This window comes from Paenibacillus sp. FSL P4-0113, from assembly GCF_038009305.1.
In the GTDB taxonomy this organism is placed as follows: Bacteria; Bacillota; Bacilli; order Paenibacillales; family Paenibacillaceae; genus Paenibacillus; species Paenibacillus polymyxa_D.
This window is the reverse complement of record NZ_JBBPAZ010000001.1, coordinates 3734388-3754880: the sequence shown is the minus strand read 5'-3', so window position 1 is coordinate 3754880 and position 20493 is coordinate 3734388. Positions and strand designations below refer to the sequence as shown.

The following is a 20493-nucleotide window of genomic DNA, read 5'->3' as shown; positions in this document are numbered from 1 at the left end:
TCTCATATGAAAAGCATTGCTGTTTTTTGCGGTTCCAGTAATGGAGCGTCTGAGATTTATCGAGAGCATGCTGTTGCTCTGGGCAAGGCACTTGCCGAACAGGAAATAAGCCTGATTTATGGAGGAGCAAGTGTTGGTTTAATGGGTGCAGTGGCTGACGCGGCACTTCATGCAGGAGGTCACGTCATCGGTGTACTCCCTCACTTTTTGCAAAGCCGTGAAATTGCACATAATGGCCTGAGCGAATTAATCATTGTTGATTCCATGCACGAACGAAAATCTAAAATGGCAGAGATTGCGGACGGATTCATTGTTTTACCAGGTGGCCCAGGTACAATGGAAGAATACTTTGAAATTTTCACATGGGCGCAATTAGGCTTGCATGAAAAGCCATGCGGTCTTTTAAATATTAACCATTATTACGATCCTCTTATTTCCTTGTTTAATCGTATGGTTGAGGAACAATTTATGCAGGAAAAATATCGTGCGTTGGTAATTACGGATACTACTTCGCAAGGAATCCTACAGCAATTTACAAATTACACTCCTCCTGCCGTCAAAACATATCTCACGAGCAAACGGACCTGACATTAGGATTTGGCACGTATTGCTCAACAGACATACCATTTAATTTTAATATGATATGAAAGGAACACCACCGTCAACGTTATTCCAGTGGTGTTCCTGTAAAATTGAACTCATTCAATGAATGCTGTCACGCCTAACGGGAACCCCAATTTTAAATCCCAGCGCCCCTAGCGGTTGGATGGTCCACTTGCTCACTTTCCTGGAAGTCCCTGCGGTAGAACCAGCCGATCAGAACAGCAATGGTAGTCATGGCCGCAGCCAACAAATACACCTGCACCATACCGAAACGGTCTGCATACCAGCCCATGAATAACAAAGACAGGCCAAAAGCGAGATTTGTAAGCACATCAATTCCCGCCATCACTTTGGGCAGCTGAGCTGGCGGTGCACTGGTTTGCAGCAAGGTGCGGCGTATAATCCCCGCCATTTGAACTGGTAAGCCTGATACAGCAAAAAGAATAAGCGCAGCAACGGGGATGGTATTCAGCGCAAATACAATGGTAATCAGTACATACACCAGCAATGCTCCGAGCATGTACAAAAAGCTGTTCTTTTGCAATCGCTTGACCAAGCCAACCACAATCAATCCACCCAAAATCGTGCCCGAAAAGAAGGACGCATTCATAAAGCCCCACCAGCTCGCATCCCGATGCAGCACTTGGCTGACGTACGCCAGAATAAATACCCCAAGCCAGGAGACTCCCCCAATACTATCCACACTATCAACGATCATCAGTGAACGAATACGACGGTTGTGCCAAATGATTGTCCAGCCTTCCCCAAGCTCTTTCCAATGGGAGCCTTTTTCCTTTGCCTTTGCAGGCTCTACTGCATTTGTCGAGGAATCCGAAGCTTCAAGACTTAATTCCTTCTGATCCAGCGGATCACGAATGAAGGACGTGACAGTTACAGCCACGAGATAACAACAGGATGCAATCACAAGCGTATTCAGGGAACCCAGCCAAGCCACAATAATTCCGCTCAGCGCCCAGCCTGCACACCTGACCACCTGATCACTGACCGCTACCATGCCGTTGGCACGCATTAGCCCTTCACCCGTAGCCAAACGGGGTACAAGCGCATTACGCGCAGGATTGGTCCAGCCATCCAGAAAAGACATACCGAACACCATCACAAAAATAAATAGAAACGACCTCTGCTCAGGTACAATCCACAAATAAAGCAGCAGTAGCGTAAAAATGACAAACTGACCAAACTGGGAAAATAGCAACACGCGTGTTAGCCGAAATCGGCCGAGGACGATCGGTGCAACGAGCCCACTAAGCACTTGGGCAGACAATCGGAACAACGGGATTAAAATAGTCGTCATTAAGGAATTACTTGAGCTGAACACCAATACCACTACACTCAACATGTAGATGATATCTGCTACATTGGAGATCGTCTGAGACCCCCACAGGTAATAAAAAGAGCGTCTGATCAAAAAAGTTTCCCCCTCTTTGGTACATCGCCGATTTATGTATTTCCATAACCAAACCGTCCCTGTTGACATTACAAATCTGTTAAATGTCTGGTTTTTTGTATATTCTACACACACCCTTAAATTTCCTTCTTTTATCTTAAAAGGAAATTCGGTGTCCAGTATGCTTTCATGGCCATTTTTAAATCTTATTCAACACAAAAAAGCGCCTATAGCGCTCCTTTCCGCCCAAAAACAGGCAATAAAGAACACTAAGACGCTTTTTCTTAAAATGTTTACTTCGTTAAATCCTCTACAAACTTAGGTAGTACAAACGCCGCTTTGTGCAAACGCGGACTATAATATCGGGTGTCCATCTCTGGAATTCGGTTTTCGTCTACTTCGAGCGGATCATACTTCTTACTACCCAACGTGAATGTCCATAGACCACTCGGATAGGTTGGAATGTTCGCACCATATACACGCACAATCGGGAAAATTTCCTTCACATCTTTGTTAACCTTCTGAATCAGATCTGCCTTGAACCAAGGATTATCCGTTTGTGCAACGAAAATACCGTCTTCCTTCAATGCTTCAAAAATACCTTGGTAAAACCCGCGCTCGAACAGCGGGGCTGCCGGACCTACCGGCTCCGTCGAATCGACCATAATGACGTCGTATTCATTTTTGTGTTCAATAATGTGCATGTATCCGTCATTGACCAGCACTTCTACATTAGGCTCGTCCAGCTTTCCGGCAATTTCAGGCAAATATTTTTTAGAATATTCTATCACCTTACCGTCAATCTCCACCAATACAGCCTTTTCCACTTCAGGGTGCTTGATGACCTCACGAATAACGCCGCCATCGCCACCGCCCACAACCAAAACCTTTTTCGGATTGGGATGTGTATTCAAAGCTGGATGTGCTACCATTTCGTGATACACAAATTCATCCTTAACCGTTGTCATCACCATGCCATCCAGAACAAGCATATTGCCGAATTCCTCTGTCTCGATCATAGCCAGATCCTGAAAATCTGTTTTCTCAGAGACGTAGGTTTGTTTGATTTTTGCTGTAATACCGAAAGAGGGAGTCTGCTTCTCCGTAAACCACAAGTCCATCATTCCAACCTTCTTTCTGATCAAAGTATGTGTCCGGCAATCCGGTAGCATAAACGTTGACTTTCCTTATATCAGTAACACGCAAACGCCAAGTTTGCTATATTTATTGTACCAAACACATTGGAATTTCACACTTTTTGCATTATAAGTGATACCTGAATGAGCTGCTAAAGCAATTTGGAGATTTAATCTTGTTTAAAATAGACACGTATGTGTATCTGATGAATAGACGCTTTCGGATTGACTATACTGAGAACATCAACTATGGAAGGAGGTGGCATGATGACCGATACGACCGGACGATCCCCCAAGCGTAAACCGCTTTGGCTTCGATTGTTTCAAGGACTGATGTCTCTCACGATCCTGACGGTCATCGCCGCCTGCATCCTGCTCGCCTATTTGTACACGACCAGCCTTCCGCTCGCGGATACGGATCGGAATTCACGTCTGCTCGATAGTCAGGGGAAAGTCATCGCCACTTTCTCTGCTGGAGGCAAAGAATCCATTCCGGTCCAGCTTGATCACATTTCACCCGATTTGATTGCAGCTACCCTGGCTGTGGAAGATCGGAAGTTTTACGATCATTTTGGCTTTGATTTCAAAGGTCTGGGCCGGGCGGTAATCGTTAATCTGACCCACTGGGATATGTCGCAAGGGGCCAGCACGCTGACTCAGCAGCTTGCACGCAATCTATACTTATCTCATGAGAAAACGTGGACGCGCAAGGCCAAGGAGGCCATCTATACTGCACAGCTTGAAATGAAGTACACCAAAAATGAGCTGCTACAAATGTATTTGAACGAAATTTACTATGGTCACGGCGCCTATGGCATTGAAGCAGCTTCGCAAATGTATTTCGGTAAATCCGCAAAGGATCTGGACTTGGCCGAAAGCGCCCTGTTAGCAGGTATTCCGAAAGGGCCGACCTACTATTCACCGTATAATCATATGAAAAATGCAAAGGATCGGCAGAAAATTGTTCTGGACTCCATGGCGCTTATCGGCAAAATTACACCGGCTGAAGCCACCAAGGCCTATGAGGAAATGTTAGCCCTGCGGCCCGAGAGCCAGCGTCGGACAGTGGAAACCGCTCCCTGGTTCCGCGATTACGTCCGCCAGTTGGTGACACATCAGCTCGGGATTAGCGAAGGGGTGCTTGAGCATGGCGGCCTGAGTATTTATACCACGCTGGACATGCACATGCAGCAAGCAGCCGAGGCGGCTGTAAACGAAGGCATGAAGAACAGCAACGGACTGGAAACCGCGTTAATCTCCATGGACCCGCGCAACGGACATGTCAAGGCCATGGTCGGCGGAACGAACTATGTCGGGAATCAATATAATCATGCGCTGGCCACAACCCGGCAGCCTGGCTCCTCCTTCAAGCCGATTATGTATCTAAGCGCACTGGATTCCGGCGAATTGACGAGTACGTCCAAGTTCGAAAGCCGACCGACGTTGTTCCACTACGATAACAACCGCAAGACCTATAAGCCCAAAAATTTTGGAGACAAATACTTGGGCGAAATAGATCTTCGGCGCGCAATTGCGGCGTCCGATAATATCTATGCCGTAAGCACCATTTTGAAGGTGGGAACGGATAAGGTCATGGATCTCGCCAGCAAAATGGGCATTACAAGCGAGCTCAAGCCCGTACCTTCGCTAGCGCTGGGTGTGTCGCCCGTCAGCCCGTTCGAGATGGCCTCGGCCTTCTCGGTCATCGGTAGCGGCGGGCAAAAGGTGGCTCCGGTGGCAGTGCTGCGCATCACCGATGCTGCCGGGCGGTCGCTGTACGAAGCGCCCCAAGCCGCGCCCGTGCAGGTGGTGAAGCCCGCCTCCGCCTACGTCCTCACACGCCTTATGGAAGGCGTGTTCGAGGAAGGAGGCACTGGCAACCGGGTCGCGAAGCTGATCAAGCGCCCGGTTGCCGGCAAGAGCGGCACGACCAACACCGATGCGTGGATGGTCGGCTTTACCCCCGAGCTGTCCACCGCTGTCTGGGTCGGCTATGACAAGGGCAAGGACATCAGCACACAGGATGCCCGACGGGCGGCTCCGATTTTTGCGCAATATACGGAGAAAGCGCTGGAGAATGTGCCACCCAAAATCTTTCCTATCCCTGACGGCGTAGTCAGCGCTTATATTGACCCGGCCAGCGGCAAGCTGGCTGCACCGGACAGCCCGGACAAGCGGCTGGAGGTATTCGTCAGCGGCACGGAGCCGAAGGAGACGCTATCGGGGCAAGATAACCAACCGGCATCCACACCAACTGACCAAGCGGAGCGACAAGCTGAAAAGAAATCGTGGTGGGGCAATTTTAAGCGTTGGTGGATGGATTAATAGCAAAAAAAGACTGGGGGAACGCGATGAGCGCTCTCTCAGTCTTTTTATTTTCGCATCACTTACCTCATATGCCCATTTACCTCTCTTGCCAGTGCCATCAGCCATCATCCCGTTAAACCCCGCTCTTCCCTAAAGCTGCGCTATTACCAATAACAGCTAAACGACTCAATACGGTTGAGGTCTACACCATAATAAAACCAAAAACGTCCACTCCACCGAAAACCCGCTACCGATGTTCTGCCTACAAAGACAGGGTACAGCCAAAAACGCTCTCCGTTCGTCAGCCATACAAACGTGTTGCGGAACAAACAACCGAAGATGGCTCCAGGGTCAACAGCATAGGCCGAAACCAGCGGCTTCGGTGGCGTAAATTGCGGTGGTGGAGAAGTGGGTGCTTGAGCTTGCTGCCCACCTTGCGGACCGAACGGCCCTTGCGGCGGCGGTGAGAATGGCTGTGGCGAAAATGATCCTGGGCCTGGTGGCGGACCTATCGGAGACGGGAACGAATCCTGCATATCAGGAAATTGTGGAATCGAAGGACTTGACGGCGTGAATGGACCCGGAATACCCGGTTGCGTTCCGAAAGGAACTTGTGGCAGTAAAGACATGTGTTTCACTCCTTGTGTCTAGGCTGATGTATCCTATGCGGGACACCAGCCCGCGGACTGGGCGAATCCCCATATCTCCGCCAAACTCCGCTATTTCGTCCTTTTACATCAAAAATTCTTATTTCCTGATACGATTAACTTCCTTTTTTGAACATGCTCCAGCTCAATTTCATGTATCATTTTAATCTCGACTCGTTTCCTGAGCGCATCATACTGTTCCAGCAGCCGATGCTTATACCCTAAATTGTCGTTCATCCAGCCTATCATAGAGTCATCCTTATGCTCTGTGGACCAGCTAAATAAATCGCTATAGAGCCGACCAAATGATTCCTCGTTACAGCGAGCGAACCGGATCGGTCGGGCTGTATAGCTTAGCTTGAGTTCCAACATCTCATATAGCACGTCTAAACGGTATTCCAATGCCTGTACATCTTCTATGGATGCATCGTAGCTTTTTATATCCTGAATAAGCTCTCTAAAGGTCAACCCTACATGCTGCATAGCAATATAAGACCACACACAGCTTCCCGTAGCTGTTCCATGAGCCTCCCAAAGCGGATTCCACAAAATAGACCGAATCGTATCCCTTTGCTCCTCTCCAAACAAGGCAATTCCAGCAATAATTCCCGCATTACAGTCTACCGAGGCATGTCGTTCTCCCCAATGCACCAATCGTGGAACCATATCTTCAGTAGTGCATTTGAAGCTTAGCAGAGGTAAGAATTCATTAAACAAATGCTGATCCAACACTTTTTCCAATTCAGCCGCCAGTTTCTCACGGTACGGTTCGCATGGAAGATGTACCAGTCCCAAACAGGCATCCACAGACACAGCTCCATACGGTCCGTTCACCAAAGCGACAAGATCAGCAGCAGCCTCCACATAACCCAAATAACCTAGCACATACAGCACGCCGTCAGGTATATGTTCTGGGGATGCCTGATTTCGCACATAACGCTCGTACATATCCTGCGCCAAAGTAACATCCCCGCATCTCATGATCGGCTGGAGGAGCAACCCCCTGATATAATGGTGGGGATCTTCTACAAAAAGCCTATATAACTCCCACGCATCCTCCACTGTCCCATATTGGGCAACCACATCCGTATAGGCGGAAATGATGCTGGCGTCCAGCTTCTTGCCTGAGCCGAACATATCCATAAGTCTTGCTGTCGTGTCCATCATCCTGTTTTCTCCTTTCACGTGTGTACGTCTTCATAAAGCAATTCTCTAATGCTGAATATTTCTATTAAAAAAGAGGAAAGATGTTACCATCTACGATCCAGTCTAGGGAGCTGATCTCATGCATGATTCCAATCCAAAAATTACAACATTTTTCATGTTCTCTGGTCAAGCAGAAGAAGCCATGCAATATTATACCTCTGTCTTTAAGCCGTCTGGTATCATGAGCATTTTCCATCAGGAAGATGGGACCGTGTTACATGCCGTATTCAACCTCAAAGGGCAAACCTTTATGGCTATAGACTATAACCATCAGGACAAACACCCTTTTACCCCAGCTCTATCGCTATTCGTCACTTGTGATTCGGAAGAAGAAATTCATCGTGTGTTTGGTCAGCTATCTCAGGAAGGCCGAGTTCTAATGCCCCTTGAAGCCTCGCCCGTAAGCCAACAATTTGGCTGGGTTGAAGACAAATACGGTGTTTCATGGCAATTAAATTTGGCAAAAGACTAAATTTCTTCTCTAAACGATCCAGCAGACTCTAGAAGTCTATAGAAAAACAATAGACCATGCTCCATCTTTTTTTGGTAATATTATATTTAATAGGTGCCAATAAAAGGATGTGTGTTTATTGTATAGTGCAAATTGTGAACAATGTTTTGGTTTATGCTGTGTAGCCTTGCCTTATGCTAAATCAGCCGATTTTGCTTTTAATAAGGACGGAGGAACCCCTTGTCAAAACCTAAATGCCGATTATCGTTGTAATATTCATAAGAACCTAAGAAATAACGGCTTGCGAGGCTGTACAGTATATGATTGCTTTGGAGCAGGCCAAAAAGTTTCCCAAGTTACATACAACGGAAAAAGCTGGCGAGACGATCCGGCAATAGCTGAGGAAATGTTCAATATATTTCCCATCATGCAACAGCTTCATGAAATGCTTTATTACCTAAATGAAGCCCTTAACTTAAAAGAAACTCATCCCATCTATACAGACTTACAAAAGGCTATGGCGAAAACCGAGCAGCTTACGAATCAAGATCCAAAATCTCTCATAAATCTTCATGTACCCACCCATAGGGCGTTAGTCAATGATTTACTTTTACAAACAAGTGAGTTAGTACGAGAAAAAGTTAAGAAAAACATAGAGCACAACAAATATAGTAAAAAGATCAGGAGTAGAGACCTTATCGGGGCCAATTTGAGAGGCGCTGATCTTAGAGGTACCAACCTGAGAGGAGTTTTACTGATTGCTGCTGATCTGCGAGAGGCTGATCTGAGAATGACAGACTTGATCGGTACGGATTTTAGAGATGCTGATTTAAGTGGGGCTAATCTGGAAGGAAGTATCTTTCTTACACAGGCGCAATTAAATTCGGCTAAGGGCAATTGTAAAACCAAACTGCCCCCTTCTCTAAGCATTCCAAACCATTGGCTGCATTAGTTTTTTTCTAAGCAGTGGTTGTATATTCGAGTCGTGTTAGCGCACGACTCCTTTATTATTCTCACCTCAGTATATAGCTCATTTTATAACGTAAATACAGCTTTTATCTTCAAGAATTTTACTGATTACTCAGTTCTTTAATGTATATTGGGCAACAAAAAGCACCTTCCATTGGATCAGGTTCAAAAATCACGCCTTTATGACTGTATCCAGATTTAAATCCCCTTATTCTTCTTCGTTTAGAAATTCCTTTAATCTCTGACTTAAGGCTGCATACTGCTCTGCATTGGTGTCTGAGAATGCTTCTTCCCGGTTGGAGTGTACATGCTGATACTGTGGAAGGCTTGAAAATTGCGACCTCGTAAAATCTATAATGTCCTCACCAATGCGGTTGTAATAGTGCCAACCACTATCCAGCCATGTTTTCAAAATATCGCCGCCAAACCTGTCCTGAACGACGAGTGCTGTGACACCACATTGCCCAGACGCAGGATTATTTGCGGTCCATTTAGAGCTAGACTCCAAAGACCAAGCTCGAAACAACGCCTTTTCTAATTCTAAAAAACGGTTTGCCTTCAACATGCGCCTCCCCTTTCGATTCCATTCTGCACTTATGGTGAACGTGCTTTATTTATTTCAACCCGTATTCCACACTCTGTGAATCTTGGCTTCTGCTTCTTTCAGTTCTAGCAAATACACGTCGGGATTCGAAAGCTTTTTCCAGTCCTCAAACCCAAACTGCGGATCGTAATGTCGAATGAGAAGAGATAGTAAAGCTCCATGAGTTACAATGATAACCGTTTTTTCCGCCCGCTCTATAAGCTCCTGAACAAGCTGGATTCCTCGATCTACTGCTTCACGGGATGATTCCCCTCCCTCCAGCTTCAAGTCCTCGTCCAAATAGGTCTGTTCCAGCACGTCCAGCCAATGATCCAAATGCTCATGGCTAAGTACCCGTTCTTGAAGACGTACATCAGTATACACCTGCAACTGTTTCCGTTCAGCCAAGGGCTGAATGGTTCGCACGGCCCGTTTCCACGGGCTGGACACAATATATTCCACACCTACATTCTCCATAAAATCAACCAACTGCTCAGCTTGTCGGGTACCCTCATCGGTAAGTCGGGCATCTGGTTCCTGTCCTGTTGCTTGGGCATGTCTGACAAAATAAATTCTCTTCACGTCATCACTCCTAACTGTCACACAAATTTAAAATTCTACATATTTACAAATAATTATTTTTATGATATAGTATAGGTTTACATATTTATGTTTAATGATACGATTCCTTTGTATTACATCAACTCTTATGGGAGGGATTCGATGCAATTAGACAAGGGAATACACATGCTCCAGGTTTCTGCTAACATTATGGGAAGTATAGAGAGTATTCACCCGACTTTAGTGTGGGACGAAGATAACATGATTTTAGTTGATACGGCTTACCCCGGGCAACTCTCACTTTTACATGAGGCTATTCTAGACACCGGATTAGCAATCCATAAACTTACCTCTATATTAATAACACACCAGGACCTTGACCATATCGGCAGTTTAGCAGATATAGTCCGAGCCTCTTCATCCCCAGTTCAAGTATTAGCCAGTTCTATCGAAAAGCCCTATATACAGGGAGAAAAACAGCTTATAAAGCTGACTCCAGAAGCAATAGATCAAGCTGTAAGCTCCATGCCCGAATCCGTTCCGGTAGAGTGGAGACACGCATTCCGGCGTACACTTGAAAATCCCCCAAAGGCTATTGTAAACTCCACCATCGTTGCCGGAGAGGAACTGCCCTTCTGTGGGGGGATCGTAGTTATAGATACTGCTGGACATACACCAGGACACCTAAGTTTCTATCATAAATCCAGTCAAACCCTGATTGCAGGAGATGCTCTACGCGTGGTAAGCGGCAAATTACTGGCTCCAGACCCGCAATATTGCTGTGATTTCAATATGGCCAAAGAATCTCTTAAAAACCTGCTGCCATATGATATTAAAAAAGTGGTCTGCTTTCATGGAGGGCTGTACGAAGGCAATTGTAATCAGCGGATATCTGAAATATATGAATCCTAACCTTTGATTTACATGGTCGTACCCACCCCTTGACTGGTCAGTGAATCATCTAAAGAAAAGACTAACCAGGAATTCCTGGTTAGTCTTTTTTGAATGAGAACTAGGCTTTTAAGTGAACTCTTAATACAGGTACTTCTGGAGAGGCAGATGTACCTTCCAGGATTTCCACATGGCTAATCATCTCTTGCCCATCTGGAACGATTACCGGCGTAATTACAGGCAATCCACCCTGTTGAATTGCATCCAGGTCAAACTCCATCAATAATTGCCCAGCTTTAATGCTATCTCCTACTTGGACATGAGGATTAAACCCTTGTCCTTTGAGAGAGACGGTATTAATCCCGACATGTATCAAAACTTGTACGCCGGATTCATGTTCAATAATCAGAGCATGCTTACTTTTCTCCATGACATGGGCAACTTTTCCCGCGAAAGGAGCGGTGACCCTACCCTCAGACGGATGAATAGCGATGCCATCCCCCATAGCTTTCGTAGAGAACGCAGGATCTGGAACCTCCTCCAGGGAAACCACTTTTCCTTTGATTGGTGCTATCATTTCGAATTCTTCAATACGAGGAGCCGCCTTCTTTTTCAACCATTTAAACATAACGATGCCACCTTATTTAGAGATTACATTCATAAACAGTAAATAGGACTTAACTACATCTTTCAAGGAACCGGTTCCACAAAATGAATAGAAAGAAGAGTGGAAGCGATTTCTATCTGAATTATAGTGAATGCCTTTCCAGGATGTCAAGGAGCTATCAGTTCATAACTACATATCTGTTACAATAATTTTCATGCAACTTGGAGGTGCTCTAACAAATTGCGGATTTAAGTGTTTTATCTCTTAAAAACAGATTTTTTATAGTATACTTTTCCAGCAATTTCTTTGATGATCATGTTTGGCATGTTCATTCAGCATTGCTTACCTACATGAAAAAGAAGTAGACCGCCCCCAACCAAGGTATCGGTCTACTTCTGAACCTTACTGCCGACTGCTCTTTAAGCAGTTGTGTACACTGGAATCGTGTTAACGCTTGGCCTACCCTTCCAGCGCCTGCTTCAATTCCTCAGGCGAAGCGTCCCACCATTCCTCGTTATGCGAAATGAGCAGGCTTTTGAGCGCTGCCTTATCTTCGCTGCCGAGATCCTCCAGCATGAAACGACGCTTGAGCGCGTAATCCATACGGTTGACGTGATCGGCGAGGATTTTCCAGCCGCGTTTGGCCTCGTCGTCAATCAGCATCTCGCAGGCGGTGGCGCCGCCGTACATACGTCCTTCGGCTGTACGGTCCACAGCTACCCATACGAGCCATACCTGGCGTCCGTTCGGTACGTCCTCTTTATTCGTAGAGAACTTGATACCACGTTCTACTTTACTTTTGGCATGCATGGCACCGATATCAATTTTCGCCTCTCCTCGGTCAATGATGACCGGTGACATGCTGTTCAGGTCAATTGAGCCTGCGCCGAAACCCTTATGTTTACTCTTGCCACTGACAATGTTCAGTGCAATCTGTTTTTTGCCGTCCGGCTGATTTTCACTCATGCGTCACTAGACCTCCATTTTCCGTCTTCACACTCATTCTACACTATAAATATTTTAACTAATAATCTCCTGAAAGCAAACATATACATGCTGTAGATGCTTGTCAACGGGAGGTATCCATTGTATGACCCCAGCACGCACTAAAATCGTTTTATTGTCTACACTAGCCCTCGGTCTCCTCGCAGGGACGTTATGGTTTGCCTGGCAGCCCCAATCGCAATCCGACCCGCAGTCCATAGGCCAACCACTATACGGCTCCCTGTCTGAGTCTGCGCTTGCCCCAAATGTGGGCAAGCCTCTAGGGGCAAACATCCTGCCTGACCTGCCCAAGAACCCTCCACAACCCGCTACAGAAATCCTCAGCAAACGGGTGGTAGAGTACCACATTGATGTATCTCTGGAAAAGGGACAGGTTTTGCGAGGCACTGAGACACTGACCTGGAAACATCCGGGCAAGAAAACCGTGAATGATCTGTATCTTCATCTATACCCGAACGCCTTCTCTTCCATGGAAACCACCTTTATGAAGGAATCCGGTGGAAAGCTGCGCGGAGACACCATGCCCAAAGACGGCTTTGGCTCTATGACGCTGACTGAACTAAAAACAGAAGACGGTTTATCCCTCATGCATCGCATCCAATATGTGCAGCCAGATGACGGTAACGCAGGCGACCGTTCGCTCATGAAGGTGCGTCTACCCAAGCCAGTACGAGGTGGCGAAGAAATCACATTATATATGAAGTTTGAGGTAAAACTGCCTGCCATCTTTGCTCGTATGGGTGGGACAGATGATTTTGTAATGGCAGGACAGTGGTTCCCGAAGCTCAGTGTCTACGAGACTGCAGGGCAGCGTGGACGCGCCGAGGAGGGCTGGAACCTCCACCAGTATCATGGTAACTCCGAGTTTTATGCCGATTTTGGAATTTACAGCGTACGGATTCGGGTGCCTGAAACTCATATCGTAGCAGCGACCGGATTTCCCACCCGTGGTGCCGTCCGACAGAACGGACAAAAAATATATCAATTTTATGCCGATGATGTACACGATTTTGCCTGGTCCGCTTCACCCAACTTTGTAGCCGTAGAAGAACCCTTTTCTTCTGCTGAAGTCCCTGGTGTCAAAATCAAGCTCTACCTTGACCCATCGCACAAGGAGCTCAAAGGACGCTATATGAGCGCAGCGAAGGCCGCTCTTTTGTACTACAGCAAATGGTACGGGCCTTATCCATATTCCACCCTGTCCATCGTGGTTCCACCTAAATCAGGCAATGGAGCTGGCGGCATGGAGTATCCGACACTCATCACGGCCGCTGCTGCGGGTAATCTCAATCCTGGCTATAGTCTGGAACGGACATTAGTTCATGAGATTGGACATCAATATTTCTATGGAATGGTAGCCAATAATGAATTTGAGGAGCCGTGGCTGGATGAAGGCTTCACCTCCTATGCAGAGGAGCGACTTATGGAGCAAGAATATGGGCTTACCCCCAACTTGCCATTACAATCGGGACAGGTATCCTCCCCACAGCCGCTAAACCGTGAGTCATGGAAGTACGGCTCGGCTGCTGAGTACGCGCAAAATGCCTACTCTCGAGGCAAGCTGGTACTACGGGGCATTGAACGTCAGGTGGGTATGAAAAAAATGGATCGCATTATGCGGACCTACGTCCAGACGTACCGATTTAAGCATCCGTCCTCACAGGATTTTCAACGTATCGTGGAGAGAGTCACCGGACGCTCATGGAGCCACTATTTTGAACAGTATGTATATGACGGCCAGATGGCGGACTTTTCAGTGGATCACATCACAAACCACAAGCTGGAGAATGGATATGAAGCAGTCGTGACGGTCAGCAAAAAAGGGGCGGATTATCCCAAGATCCCTGTCCAATTTACCTTCAAGGATGGAACCACGAAATTCAAGGCTTGGGACGGTGCGGGCAAAAGCACAACTTTTCGGATCAAAAGTACTTCTCCCGTTTCCTATGTAACCCTTGATCCCCTATATACCATTGCACTGGAGAACAAGCATATTAACAATACCCTAAAAGCCGAATTGGACGAAAAGCAACAAACCCGTTGGAGTATAAGTGTAACCAAGCTGTTGGAGACACTGCTTGGAAGTCTGTCATGGTGAGGTGTCTATAGATGCGGACTGTTATAAAAGAGGGCTGGGCGCTGGTGCGCATACGATTTTATATCGTTATCATTTTGTTTCTGTATCGATTACTGTGGGGGGTGTTTCTCTATCGGCTGGTACAATCTGCCGTTATCCCGCTACTGCTCCGTTATCCTGATCAGGGTCAAAACGAGCTGGGACAGACCTTGTTTTGGATGGAGAGCCAGATTGCTCTGATGGACAGCCGGGAAGTACATGTGTATTTGTGGATACTACTAGGGGCGACTGTACTACGCATACTGATCACTCCCTTCATTAGAGCCGGAATATATCAAAGCCTACATACCGATGCGACTGAGCCGCAAAGCCTGTCCTTTTTCAAAGGTATGAAACGCCATGGCATGTCGTCGCTGTTGTATTACATCATCGAGTTGGGACTGCTGCTGATTCCCGCCTTTTGGGTAGTACCGAGACTCTACCCTATTGTAGCAGGTACGCTTCAATCTCCCTCTTACCTGCTGCACTTGTTGCCCTATGCCATGGGATGGATGGCATACGGATGGTTCATTCGGCAGTGCATCCTGTATATGCAACTAGGCACTGTCGGTGGTCACGCCATACTATCGTCCCTGCTCGCCTTCTTTCGCCAGCTTCTCCCAGCTGTCGGTATATCCCTTTTGCTCGGTGCTTGTGTGCTGCTGGTCTTCGGTCTATTTGGCACCGTGGCGATGATTTGGACTGGCATGCTCGCGCTCATTCTCCAACAATCGTATCATTTTGTTACTAGTCTGGTCAGGCTGTGGCATATCAGTTCGCAGTACAGACTATGGCATACCGATATCTCCAGTAGAAGCTAAGCCCTTCCTTTATGTTAATCACTTCATTTCCGTCTGTCGAAAAAACTTTATGCATAACCGCGCAAACGGCACATAACTGAATACTGTTAACAAGATCTGTTCCTGGGACATTAGGAGCAGATTTTTTTTGTAACTTTTTGCAATGAAACATTTGCCAAAGCCAGCCGACTTTGTTACAATAATCGCAGTGAACTGATAGTAACAACTTTGTAATCTTTATTGTAACCTTTATCTCAAAAATATCGTTATTGTGAATACTGCTCTCCAAGGTGCACATCTTAAGTAAAGCCTAATTCCTGGCACCTAGGAAGCGGGGGAACCAGTTTGGGTGAATTGATCTCGCAACAGAGTGGTCATAGGGGAACCTTCTACCGAATCCTTAAGCTAACCTCGCAGGCATTGGAAGGGGTATATTTTTTTTGAAGAAGAAGCTAACGATCGCAGCTATGAGTCTTGCCATTGCCTTTACATCTTTTACATTCGGTGGCGGCAGTGCATTTGCAGACTCCAAGATGGACCAGGTCATCCAAGATGCCAAAGGAACGAACTACAGAAGCGGAGGCACTACACTCGAGGGATTCGATTGCTCCGGCTTCACAATGTATGTATTCAACAAACTGGGAATTAAACTTCCGCATCAATCTGGATCACAATTCAAAATGGGATCTTCTGTATCCCGCGATGAAATGAGGCCTGGGGACCTGGTGTTCTTCAACACCACAGGAAGAGGCATTTCCCATGTAGGTATCTTCGTAGGTGAAGGGAAATTTGCCCACTCCTCGACTTCACGTGGTGTAGTAGTTAGCTCACTGAACGAAAATTATTACGCTAACCGCTATGTCGGTGCAAAAAGAATTATGAGCACAGACGCTTACCATTCTGTAGCTTCAGATATTCCTGATGACGATAACGTAGAATAACTAACGCACAGCAAGCTAACCCTAGCCGCAATTTGATTCTGGCCGGAATCGAATTGCGGTTTTTTATGTCCACAACATCAGCAATGATTATCTTTACTGACGAACTGACACCTCAAAAGGTTTCAATTTTAGCGAACATCGTCGGTTTTACCGTCACCGCTGGGGGAGCATATGAGCAGTAATTCCTTCTTATTGAATGTATACCCGACTTAGGTATGAAATAAACACGCTTGCCATTCCCCTGCAACTTGTCTACAATCTGTTGTTAATGATTGAAGTACCTGTGTAAAAGGAGGATGGAACACATGCCGGCCTCAATATCCAACTATCGGATCGTACCGATGGACGAGCATCAAGCGGCTGCAATCTGTGAGTGGCGCTATGATCCACCTTATAACATATACGGTTGGCTCCCCTGGGAACAAATGAAGGCGCTTGAAGTCGAATTTGGGAGTCCCACGCTTCGCCAAGAGCAATATGTTGCCGTACTGGATGAAGAGAACAAGCTGACAGGATTTGCTCAATATTTTCCTATGATCGGTGTGACCCGGCTAGGTCTTGGAATGCACCCTGACAGATGCGGACATGGCAAAGGATCAGATTTTGTCCGTGCCATTGCAGAGGAAGCCCAACGACGCAACCCGAAGAATGAAATTGATCTAGAGGTGCTCACTTGGAATGGGCGCGCTATTCGGGCCTACAAGGCGGCTGGATTTGAGCTTACAGATACCTATGAACGCCAGACTCCCGATGGCAAAAAACCGTTTTATTGTATGGTATATCGTCCAGACCACCCAACCCAGGTTCTATGATAAAAGCGCCTTCGGCATACAACCACGATGTTGTATAGCGAAGGCGCTTTTATCATCATACGACAGATCATTACAAGCTCAATGACTGCTACGCATTTTTTCAAAAGCTTCATTATATTGTTGGGCTTCCTTAATATCCACGGCCATAATACCGCCATCGTCCCAAGAGGTCAAACGCAGAGTCACGGTCTTGTAATCAATCGTAATAAATGGATGATGATTGAATGCTTCAGATATAGCGGCAACTTCATCCACGAATGCAATCCCTTTCATAAAACTGGAAAAATTATATTTCCGAACGATCCAACGTCCTTCCTCCAGCTCCCAGCCCTCCAGTTTCTCCAGATGTGCTTCAATCTCTTCTTGTGTAAAAGGCATGTTACGAACTCCTCCCCGTTTATACGGAAGCCTTTCGACCGCTTAAATACGGCCAAAACTACGATATATTGGTGTACATATTACCACGGCCCCGTTGATAAATCCATAAGACGGACCTCAAATCAAAGGGACTGACGTCAGCTCCTCGTCCCCAATCAGTACATAGATACGATGCTGCTCCGGCTCATAGATCACAACGCCACTCCCTACAGTGATTGTGGGCTCTGTACCCAGTGCATAAAATAAGTCTTCTGCCAAAGCTTCATTGACTTCCTGACGTCCCGCCGGGTCCAGCCTGTCCCAATCTTCTGCTTCCATCTCAAAAAATTCATAGCTATCTGGGATGCGCCCCACAGCCTCTGTCAAATCGTTCAAAATTTGTTCATACTCACGTCCATGCTTTACTCCCATGCCATTTCCTCCAATGGTTCCGCCATTCAATACATAATCACCTTATTATACCGGAAATTCGCACTTAACAAAAAAGAGAGTTTTGTCGATAAATACTATAATCCGTCTTGTAATGACGCGCTTGGGGCAAGGACGACCCCGGCGGCATGAAAGGATTCAAAATCTATTCTCATGGATGAGGTGTATCATGCAAATTTCAACCATTATTGGACTTGTGCTCGGGATTTTGTCACTGGTCGTCGGGATGATCTTAAAAGGCGCTCCGGTCGTCAATCTGGTCAATAATCCCGCTGCTTACATGATTATTTTCGTCGGAACGGCAGCGAGTATATTTATGGCCTTCCCGATGGCAGAAATCAAACGGATTCCGAAGCTGTTCAAGGTTATTTTCACCGAACAAAAACTGTTAGACCGCAAAGAGCTCATCGGTACGTTTACCGAGTGGGCATCCATTACCCGTCGTGAAGGTCTGCTCGCCTTGGAATCCAAGGTAGAGGAAATCGACGATCCCTTTATGCGTGGCGGCATGCGAATGATTATTGACGGCAATGATCAGGAATTCGTACGGGACGTTCTAATGGAGGATATCAATGCCACCGAGGATCGACATCGCTCTGGCGCGCTGATCTTCTCCCAAGCCGGTATGTACGCTCCAACGCTCGGGGTACTCGGTGCGGTTGTAGGTCTGATCGCCGCTCTGGCCGACCTTAGTGACATGGAAAAGCTCTCTCATGCCATTGCAGCAGCCTTCATTGCGACGTTGCTCGGTATTTTTACAGGTTATGTCCTGTGGCATCCGATGTCCAACAAGCTGAAACGGTTATCCAAAAAAGAAGTCGAGCTTAAATTAATGATGGTCGAAGGTCTGCTTTCCATTCAATCGGGGATATCGACGATCGCCATCAGTCAGAAACTGACGATCTTCCTGACTCCGACCGAACGGGCTACGATGACCCAGAAGGATGGCGATTCCAGTGAGTAAAAAGAGACATGAACCGCATGAAGAGCATGCTGACGAAAGCTGGCTGTTGCCATATTCCGACTTAATGACCCTTCTGTTGGCTCTTTTCATTGTCTTATTCGGTATGAGCTCGCTCGACGCCAAAAAATTTGAAACTATGGCTCAATCCCTGAGTGCAGCTTTTAATGGCGGCACTGGCGTGCTGGATCACTCAGCCGCGAATCCGTCGTCACAATCCATGGATATGGGCAAAAATAAAGAACAAGTGTCACAACCCGTAAAATCGAAAGCTACTTCTACCTCTGAACTGCAAAAACAGCTGGCCCAACGGGAAGAAGAAGATTTAAAAAAGCTTAAAAAACAGATGGATCAATACATTCAAAATAACGGCCTGACCCCGTTGCTGAATACCAAGCTAAACCAATCGCAACTAATGATCACCATTAGTGATAATGCCTTGTTTTCATCCGGGCAGGCCGAAGTAAAGCCGGAAGCAAGAAAGCTGGCCAAGTCCATTTCTAGTATGCTCCAGCAGTTCCCTGGCTATGATGTTATCGTATCGGGTCACACGGATAATGTACCGATCTCCAACAGCCAGTTCCCGTCCAATTTTGATTTGAGCGCCAAGCGCTCTCTGAATTTCTTGCGTATCTTGTTGCTCAATCCAGATCTCGACCCAACCAAGTTTGTATCCATCGGTTATGGCCAGTATCGTCCATTGGCAAGCAATCAAGATGGTCAAGGACGCTCTAAAAACCGTCGTGTTGAAATATCTGTTCTCCGCAAATATCAGAACGGGACACAAGTCATCAGTCCTACCTCAAGCTCGAGTGAAGGTTGATTATGCATATGTTATATGAACAAAGGCACCGCCGCATTTTTATGCAGCTGGTGCCTCTTTGTTTAGTGCTTCCTGTACTTTGCCCTTTCAGATACGACGATCATACGCTCTAGGCTATACGAGCCCCTCTGGCATTAGCTAAGCGTATAATCGAGCATCTGACCAAGCTCCAGCTTCTCAGCCTCTGTCAGATCACGCCAGGCACCTTTCTGAAGTGACCCCAACCGAATATTCATGATTCGCAGCCTTTGCAGTTTTTTAACTTCATAACCGAAGGCTGCACACATACGCCGGATCTGACGATTTTTCCCTTCAGTCAGGATAATACGGAATACATACTCAGATACACGCGTCACCTCACAAGGTAGCGTCCGCTGACCGAGTATTTTCACCCCGCTAGACATGCCCTGCACAAAAGAAGGTACGACAGGGCGGTCCACTGTTACAATATATTCTTTCTCATGCTTGCCCTCTGCCCGTAGAATCTTATTCACAATGTCTCCATCGTTGGTAAGTAAAATGAGACCTTCCGAATCCTTATCCAGGCGTCCAATCGGGAATATCCGCTGCGGGTGCCCCACAAAATCAACAACATTGCCCCTAATGTGGCTCTCCGTTGTACTTGTAATGCCCACCGGTTTGTTCAATGCAATATAGACGTGATCAGACTTATCGCGCAGTGGCTTGCCGTTCACGCGAACATCATCGCCTTCTTCCGCTTGACTACCCAGCACAGCCACTTCGCCGTTAATCGTCACGCGACCGCTCTCTACCAGCTTGTCTGCCTCCCGGCGCGAGCAAAAACCGGTTTCGCTGATAAACTTGTTAATGCGCAACCTGTGTACCCTCCATTTCTACT

At 46.7% G+C, this 20493-nt stretch carries 22 protein-coding genes and 1 riboswitch; of the genes, 11 read left to right on the top strand and 11 right to left on the bottom strand.

Annotated elements, in window-relative coordinates; all coding sequences use genetic code 11:
* The first annotated feature begins 6 nt into the window (after nt 1-6).
* Nucleotides 7-588: an LOG family protein gene (locus tag MKX46_RS16100; RefSeq protein WP_029514915.1), complete on the top strand. Its 582-nt coding sequence runs from the start codon at nt 7-9 to the stop codon at nt 586-588.
* Nucleotides 589-739: 151 nt separating this feature from the next.
* On the opposite strand, the gene MKX46_RS16095 is transcribed toward MKX46_RS16100, so the two are convergent.
* Both MKX46_RS16095 and speE read right to left on the bottom strand, forming a co-directional pair.
* On the bottom strand, nt 740-2032 hold the full coding sequence (locus tag MKX46_RS16095) for an MFS transporter (RefSeq protein ID WP_341071459.1): 1293 nt from the start codon (nt 2030-2032) through the stop codon (nt 740-742).
* A 272-nt stretch (nt 2033-2304) separates the two neighbouring features.
* A complete protein-coding gene (gene speE / locus MKX46_RS16090; RefSeq protein ID WP_029514919.1) occupies nt 2305-3132 on the bottom strand; it encodes a polyamine aminopropyltransferase in 828 nt (275 codons plus the stop codon).
* 282 nt (nt 3133-3414) lie between these two features.
* Between speE and MKX46_RS16085 the strand changes: the two genes are divergently transcribed.
* A complete protein-coding gene (locus tag MKX46_RS16085; protein WP_318628408.1) occupies nt 3415-5472 on the top strand; it encodes a transglycosylase domain-containing protein in 2058 nt (685 codons plus the stop codon).
* Between the two features lie 146 nt (nt 5473-5618).
* Here the strand turns inward: MKX46_RS16085 and MKX46_RS16080 are convergent, their stop codons facing one another.
* On the bottom strand, nt 5619-6083 hold the full coding sequence (locus MKX46_RS16080) for a transporter (protein ID WP_069011486.1): 465 nt from the start codon (nt 6081-6083) through the stop codon (nt 5619-5621).
* 108 nt (nt 6084-6191) lie between these two features.
* A complete protein-coding gene (locus MKX46_RS16075; protein WP_341071458.1) occupies nt 6192-7268 on the bottom strand; it encodes a hypothetical protein in 1077 nt (358 codons plus the stop codon).
* A gap of 118 nt (nt 7269-7386) precedes the next feature.
* Here MKX46_RS16075 and MKX46_RS16070 point away from each other — a divergent pair, with 118 nt between their 5' ends.
* Both MKX46_RS16070 and MKX46_RS16065 read left to right on the top strand, forming a co-directional pair.
* Entirely contained in the window at nt 7387-7779 is a 393-nt protein-coding gene (locus MKX46_RS16070) for a VOC family protein (protein ID WP_029514926.1), read from the top strand.
* A gap of 118 nt (nt 7780-7897) precedes the next feature.
* A complete protein-coding gene (locus tag MKX46_RS16065) occupies nt 7898-8710 on the top strand; it encodes a pentapeptide repeat-containing protein (protein WP_069011488.1) in 813 nt (270 codons plus the stop codon).
* Nucleotides 8711-8935: 225 nt separating this feature from the next.
* Here the strand turns inward: MKX46_RS16065 and MKX46_RS16060 are convergent, their stop codons facing one another.
* Together MKX46_RS16060 and MKX46_RS16055 are read right to left on the bottom strand one after the other, a co-directional pair.
* Entirely contained in the window at nt 8936-9289 is a 354-nt protein-coding gene (locus MKX46_RS16060) for a YunG family protein (RefSeq protein WP_318628410.1), read from the bottom strand.
* Between the two features lie 57 nt (nt 9290-9346).
* Nucleotides 9347-9892 carry a histidine phosphatase family protein gene (locus MKX46_RS16055; RefSeq protein ID WP_250241640.1) on the bottom strand — a complete coding sequence of 182 codons (546 nt, stop codon included), beginning with the start codon at nt 9890-9892 and terminating at the stop codon, nt 9347-9349.
* Between the two features lie 141 nt (nt 9893-10033).
* On the opposite strand from MKX46_RS16055, the gene MKX46_RS16050 reads away from it, so the two are divergent.
* On the top strand, nt 10034-10783 hold the full coding sequence (locus MKX46_RS16050; protein WP_165150536.1) for an MBL fold metallo-hydrolase: 750 nt from the start codon (nt 10034-10036) through the stop codon (nt 10781-10783).
* Between the two features lie 100 nt (nt 10784-10883).
* On the opposite strand, the gene MKX46_RS16045 is transcribed toward MKX46_RS16050, so the two are convergent.
* Nucleotides 10884-11390, bottom strand: coding sequence for a PTS sugar transporter subunit IIA (locus MKX46_RS16045; protein ID WP_029514933.1), 507 nt, complete (start codon nt 11388-11390; stop codon nt 10884-10886).
* A gap of 438 nt (nt 11391-11828) precedes the next feature.
* Nucleotides 11829-12335 (bottom strand): YwhD family protein, encoded by a 507-nt coding sequence (locus MKX46_RS16040; protein ID WP_029514934.1) that lies wholly within the window; start codon nt 12333-12335, stop codon nt 11829-11831.
* Between the two features lie 124 nt (nt 12336-12459).
* Here MKX46_RS16040 and MKX46_RS16035 point away from each other — a divergent pair, with 124 nt between their 5' ends.
* The 4 genes from MKX46_RS16035 (at nt 12460) to MKX46_RS16020 (ending at nt 17043) form a co-directional block, all read left to right on the top strand.
* Nucleotides 12460-14472, top strand: a complete 2013-nt coding sequence (locus tag MKX46_RS16035; RefSeq protein ID WP_069011489.1) for a M1 family metallopeptidase — start codon at nt 12460-12462, stop codon at nt 14470-14472.
* 11 nt (nt 14473-14483) lie between these two features.
* Nucleotides 14484-15311, top strand: coding sequence for a hypothetical protein (locus tag MKX46_RS16030; protein ID WP_029514937.1), 828 nt, complete (start codon nt 14484-14486; stop codon nt 15309-15311).
* Nucleotides 15312-15587: 276 nt separating this feature from the next.
* A riboswitch (cyclic di-AMP (ydaO/yuaA leader) is annotated at nt 15588-15725 on the top strand.
* A 5-nt stretch (nt 15726-15730) separates the two neighbouring features.
* Complete coding sequence (locus MKX46_RS16025; RefSeq protein WP_029514939.1) at nt 15731-16231, top strand: C40 family peptidase; 501 nt, start codon at nt 15731-15733, stop codon at nt 16229-16231.
* Between the two features lie 305 nt (nt 16232-16536).
* Nucleotides 16537-17043, top strand: a complete 507-nt coding sequence (locus tag MKX46_RS16020; protein WP_209950353.1) for a GNAT family N-acetyltransferase — start codon at nt 16537-16539, stop codon at nt 17041-17043.
* A 78-nt stretch (nt 17044-17121) separates the two neighbouring features.
* Here MKX46_RS16020 and MKX46_RS16015 read toward each other — a convergent pair whose 3' ends face one another.
* Nucleotides 17122-17421 carry a 4a-hydroxytetrahydrobiopterin dehydratase gene (locus MKX46_RS16015; protein WP_007428083.1) on the bottom strand — a complete coding sequence of 100 codons (300 nt, stop codon included), beginning with the start codon at nt 17419-17421 and terminating at the stop codon, nt 17122-17124.
* 117 nt (nt 17422-17538) lie between these two features.
* Complete coding sequence (locus tag MKX46_RS16010) at nt 17539-17832, bottom strand: hypothetical protein (protein WP_013308186.1); 294 nt, start codon at nt 17830-17832, stop codon at nt 17539-17541.
* Between the two features lie 187 nt (nt 17833-18019).
* Here MKX46_RS16010 and motA point away from each other — a divergent pair, with 187 nt between their 5' ends.
* Nucleotides 18020-18814 carry a flagellar motor stator protein MotA gene (gene motA, locus MKX46_RS16005; RefSeq protein WP_029514943.1) on the top strand — a complete coding sequence of 265 codons (795 nt, stop codon included), beginning with the start codon at nt 18020-18022 and terminating at the stop codon, nt 18812-18814.
* A complete protein-coding gene (locus MKX46_RS16000) occupies nt 18807-19634 on the top strand; it encodes a flagellar motor protein MotB (RefSeq protein WP_029514945.1) in 828 nt (275 codons plus the stop codon). The genes motA and MKX46_RS16000 overlap by 8 nt, the downstream gene beginning before the upstream one ends.
* Before the next feature lie 134 nt (nt 19635-19768).
* On the opposite strand, the gene rluF is transcribed toward MKX46_RS16000, so the two are convergent.
* Nucleotides 19769-20470: a 23S rRNA pseudouridine(2604) synthase RluF gene (rluF, locus tag MKX46_RS15995; protein WP_029514947.1), complete on the bottom strand. Its 702-nt coding sequence runs from the start codon at nt 20468-20470 to the stop codon at nt 19769-19771.
* Nucleotides 20471-20493: the final 23 nt, after the last annotated feature.

Coding starts and splice junctions, on each gene's coding strand:
- MKX46_RS16040 (WP_029514934.1), bottom strand. CDS start 12,335: ATGAGTGAAAATCAGCCGGACGGCAAAAAACAGATTGCACTGAACATT.
- MKX46_RS16015 (WP_007428083.1), bottom strand. CDS start 17,421: ATGCCTTTTACACAAGAAGAGATTGAAGCACATCTGGAGAAACTGGAG.
- MKX46_RS16030 (WP_029514937.1), top strand. CDS start 14,484: ATGCGGACTGTTATAAAAGAGGGCTGGGCGCTGGTGCGCATACGATTT.
- MKX46_RS16010 (WP_013308186.1), bottom strand. CDS start 17,832: ATGGGAGTAAAGCATGGACGTGAGTATGAACAAATTTTGAACGATTTG.
- MKX46_RS16070 (WP_029514926.1), top strand. CDS start 7,387: ATGCATGATTCCAATCCAAAAATTACAACATTTTTCATGTTCTCTGGT.
- MKX46_RS16035 (WP_069011489.1), top strand. CDS start 12,460: ATGACCCCAGCACGCACTAAAATCGTTTTATTGTCTACACTAGCCCTC.
- speE (WP_029514919.1), bottom strand. CDS start 3,132: ATGGACTTGTGGTTTACGGAGAAGCAGACTCCCTCTTTCGGTATTACA.
- MKX46_RS16075 (WP_341071458.1), bottom strand. CDS start 7,268: ATGATGGACACGACAGCAAGACTTATGGATATGTTCGGCTCAGGCAAG.
- MKX46_RS16020 (WP_209950353.1), top strand. CDS start 16,537: ATGCCGGCCTCAATATCCAACTATCGGATCGTACCGATGGACGAGCAT.
- motA (WP_029514943.1), top strand. CDS start 18,020: ATGCAAATTTCAACCATTATTGGACTTGTGCTCGGGATTTTGTCACTG.
- MKX46_RS16050 (WP_165150536.1), top strand. CDS start 10,034: ATGCAATTAGACAAGGGAATACACATGCTCCAGGTTTCTGCTAACATT.
- MKX46_RS16045 (WP_029514933.1), bottom strand. CDS start 11,390: ATGTTTAAATGGTTGAAAAAGAAGGCGGCTCCTCGTATTGAAGAATTC.
- MKX46_RS16080 (WP_069011486.1), bottom strand. CDS start 6,083: ATGTCTTTACTGCCACAAGTTCCTTTCGGAACGCAACCGGGTATTCCG.
- MKX46_RS16085 (WP_318628408.1), top strand. CDS start 3,415: ATGACCGATACGACCGGACGATCCCCCAAGCGTAAACCGCTTTGGCTT.
- MKX46_RS16100 (WP_029514915.1), top strand. CDS start 7: ATGAAAAGCATTGCTGTTTTTTGCGGTTCCAGTAATGGAGCGTCTGAG.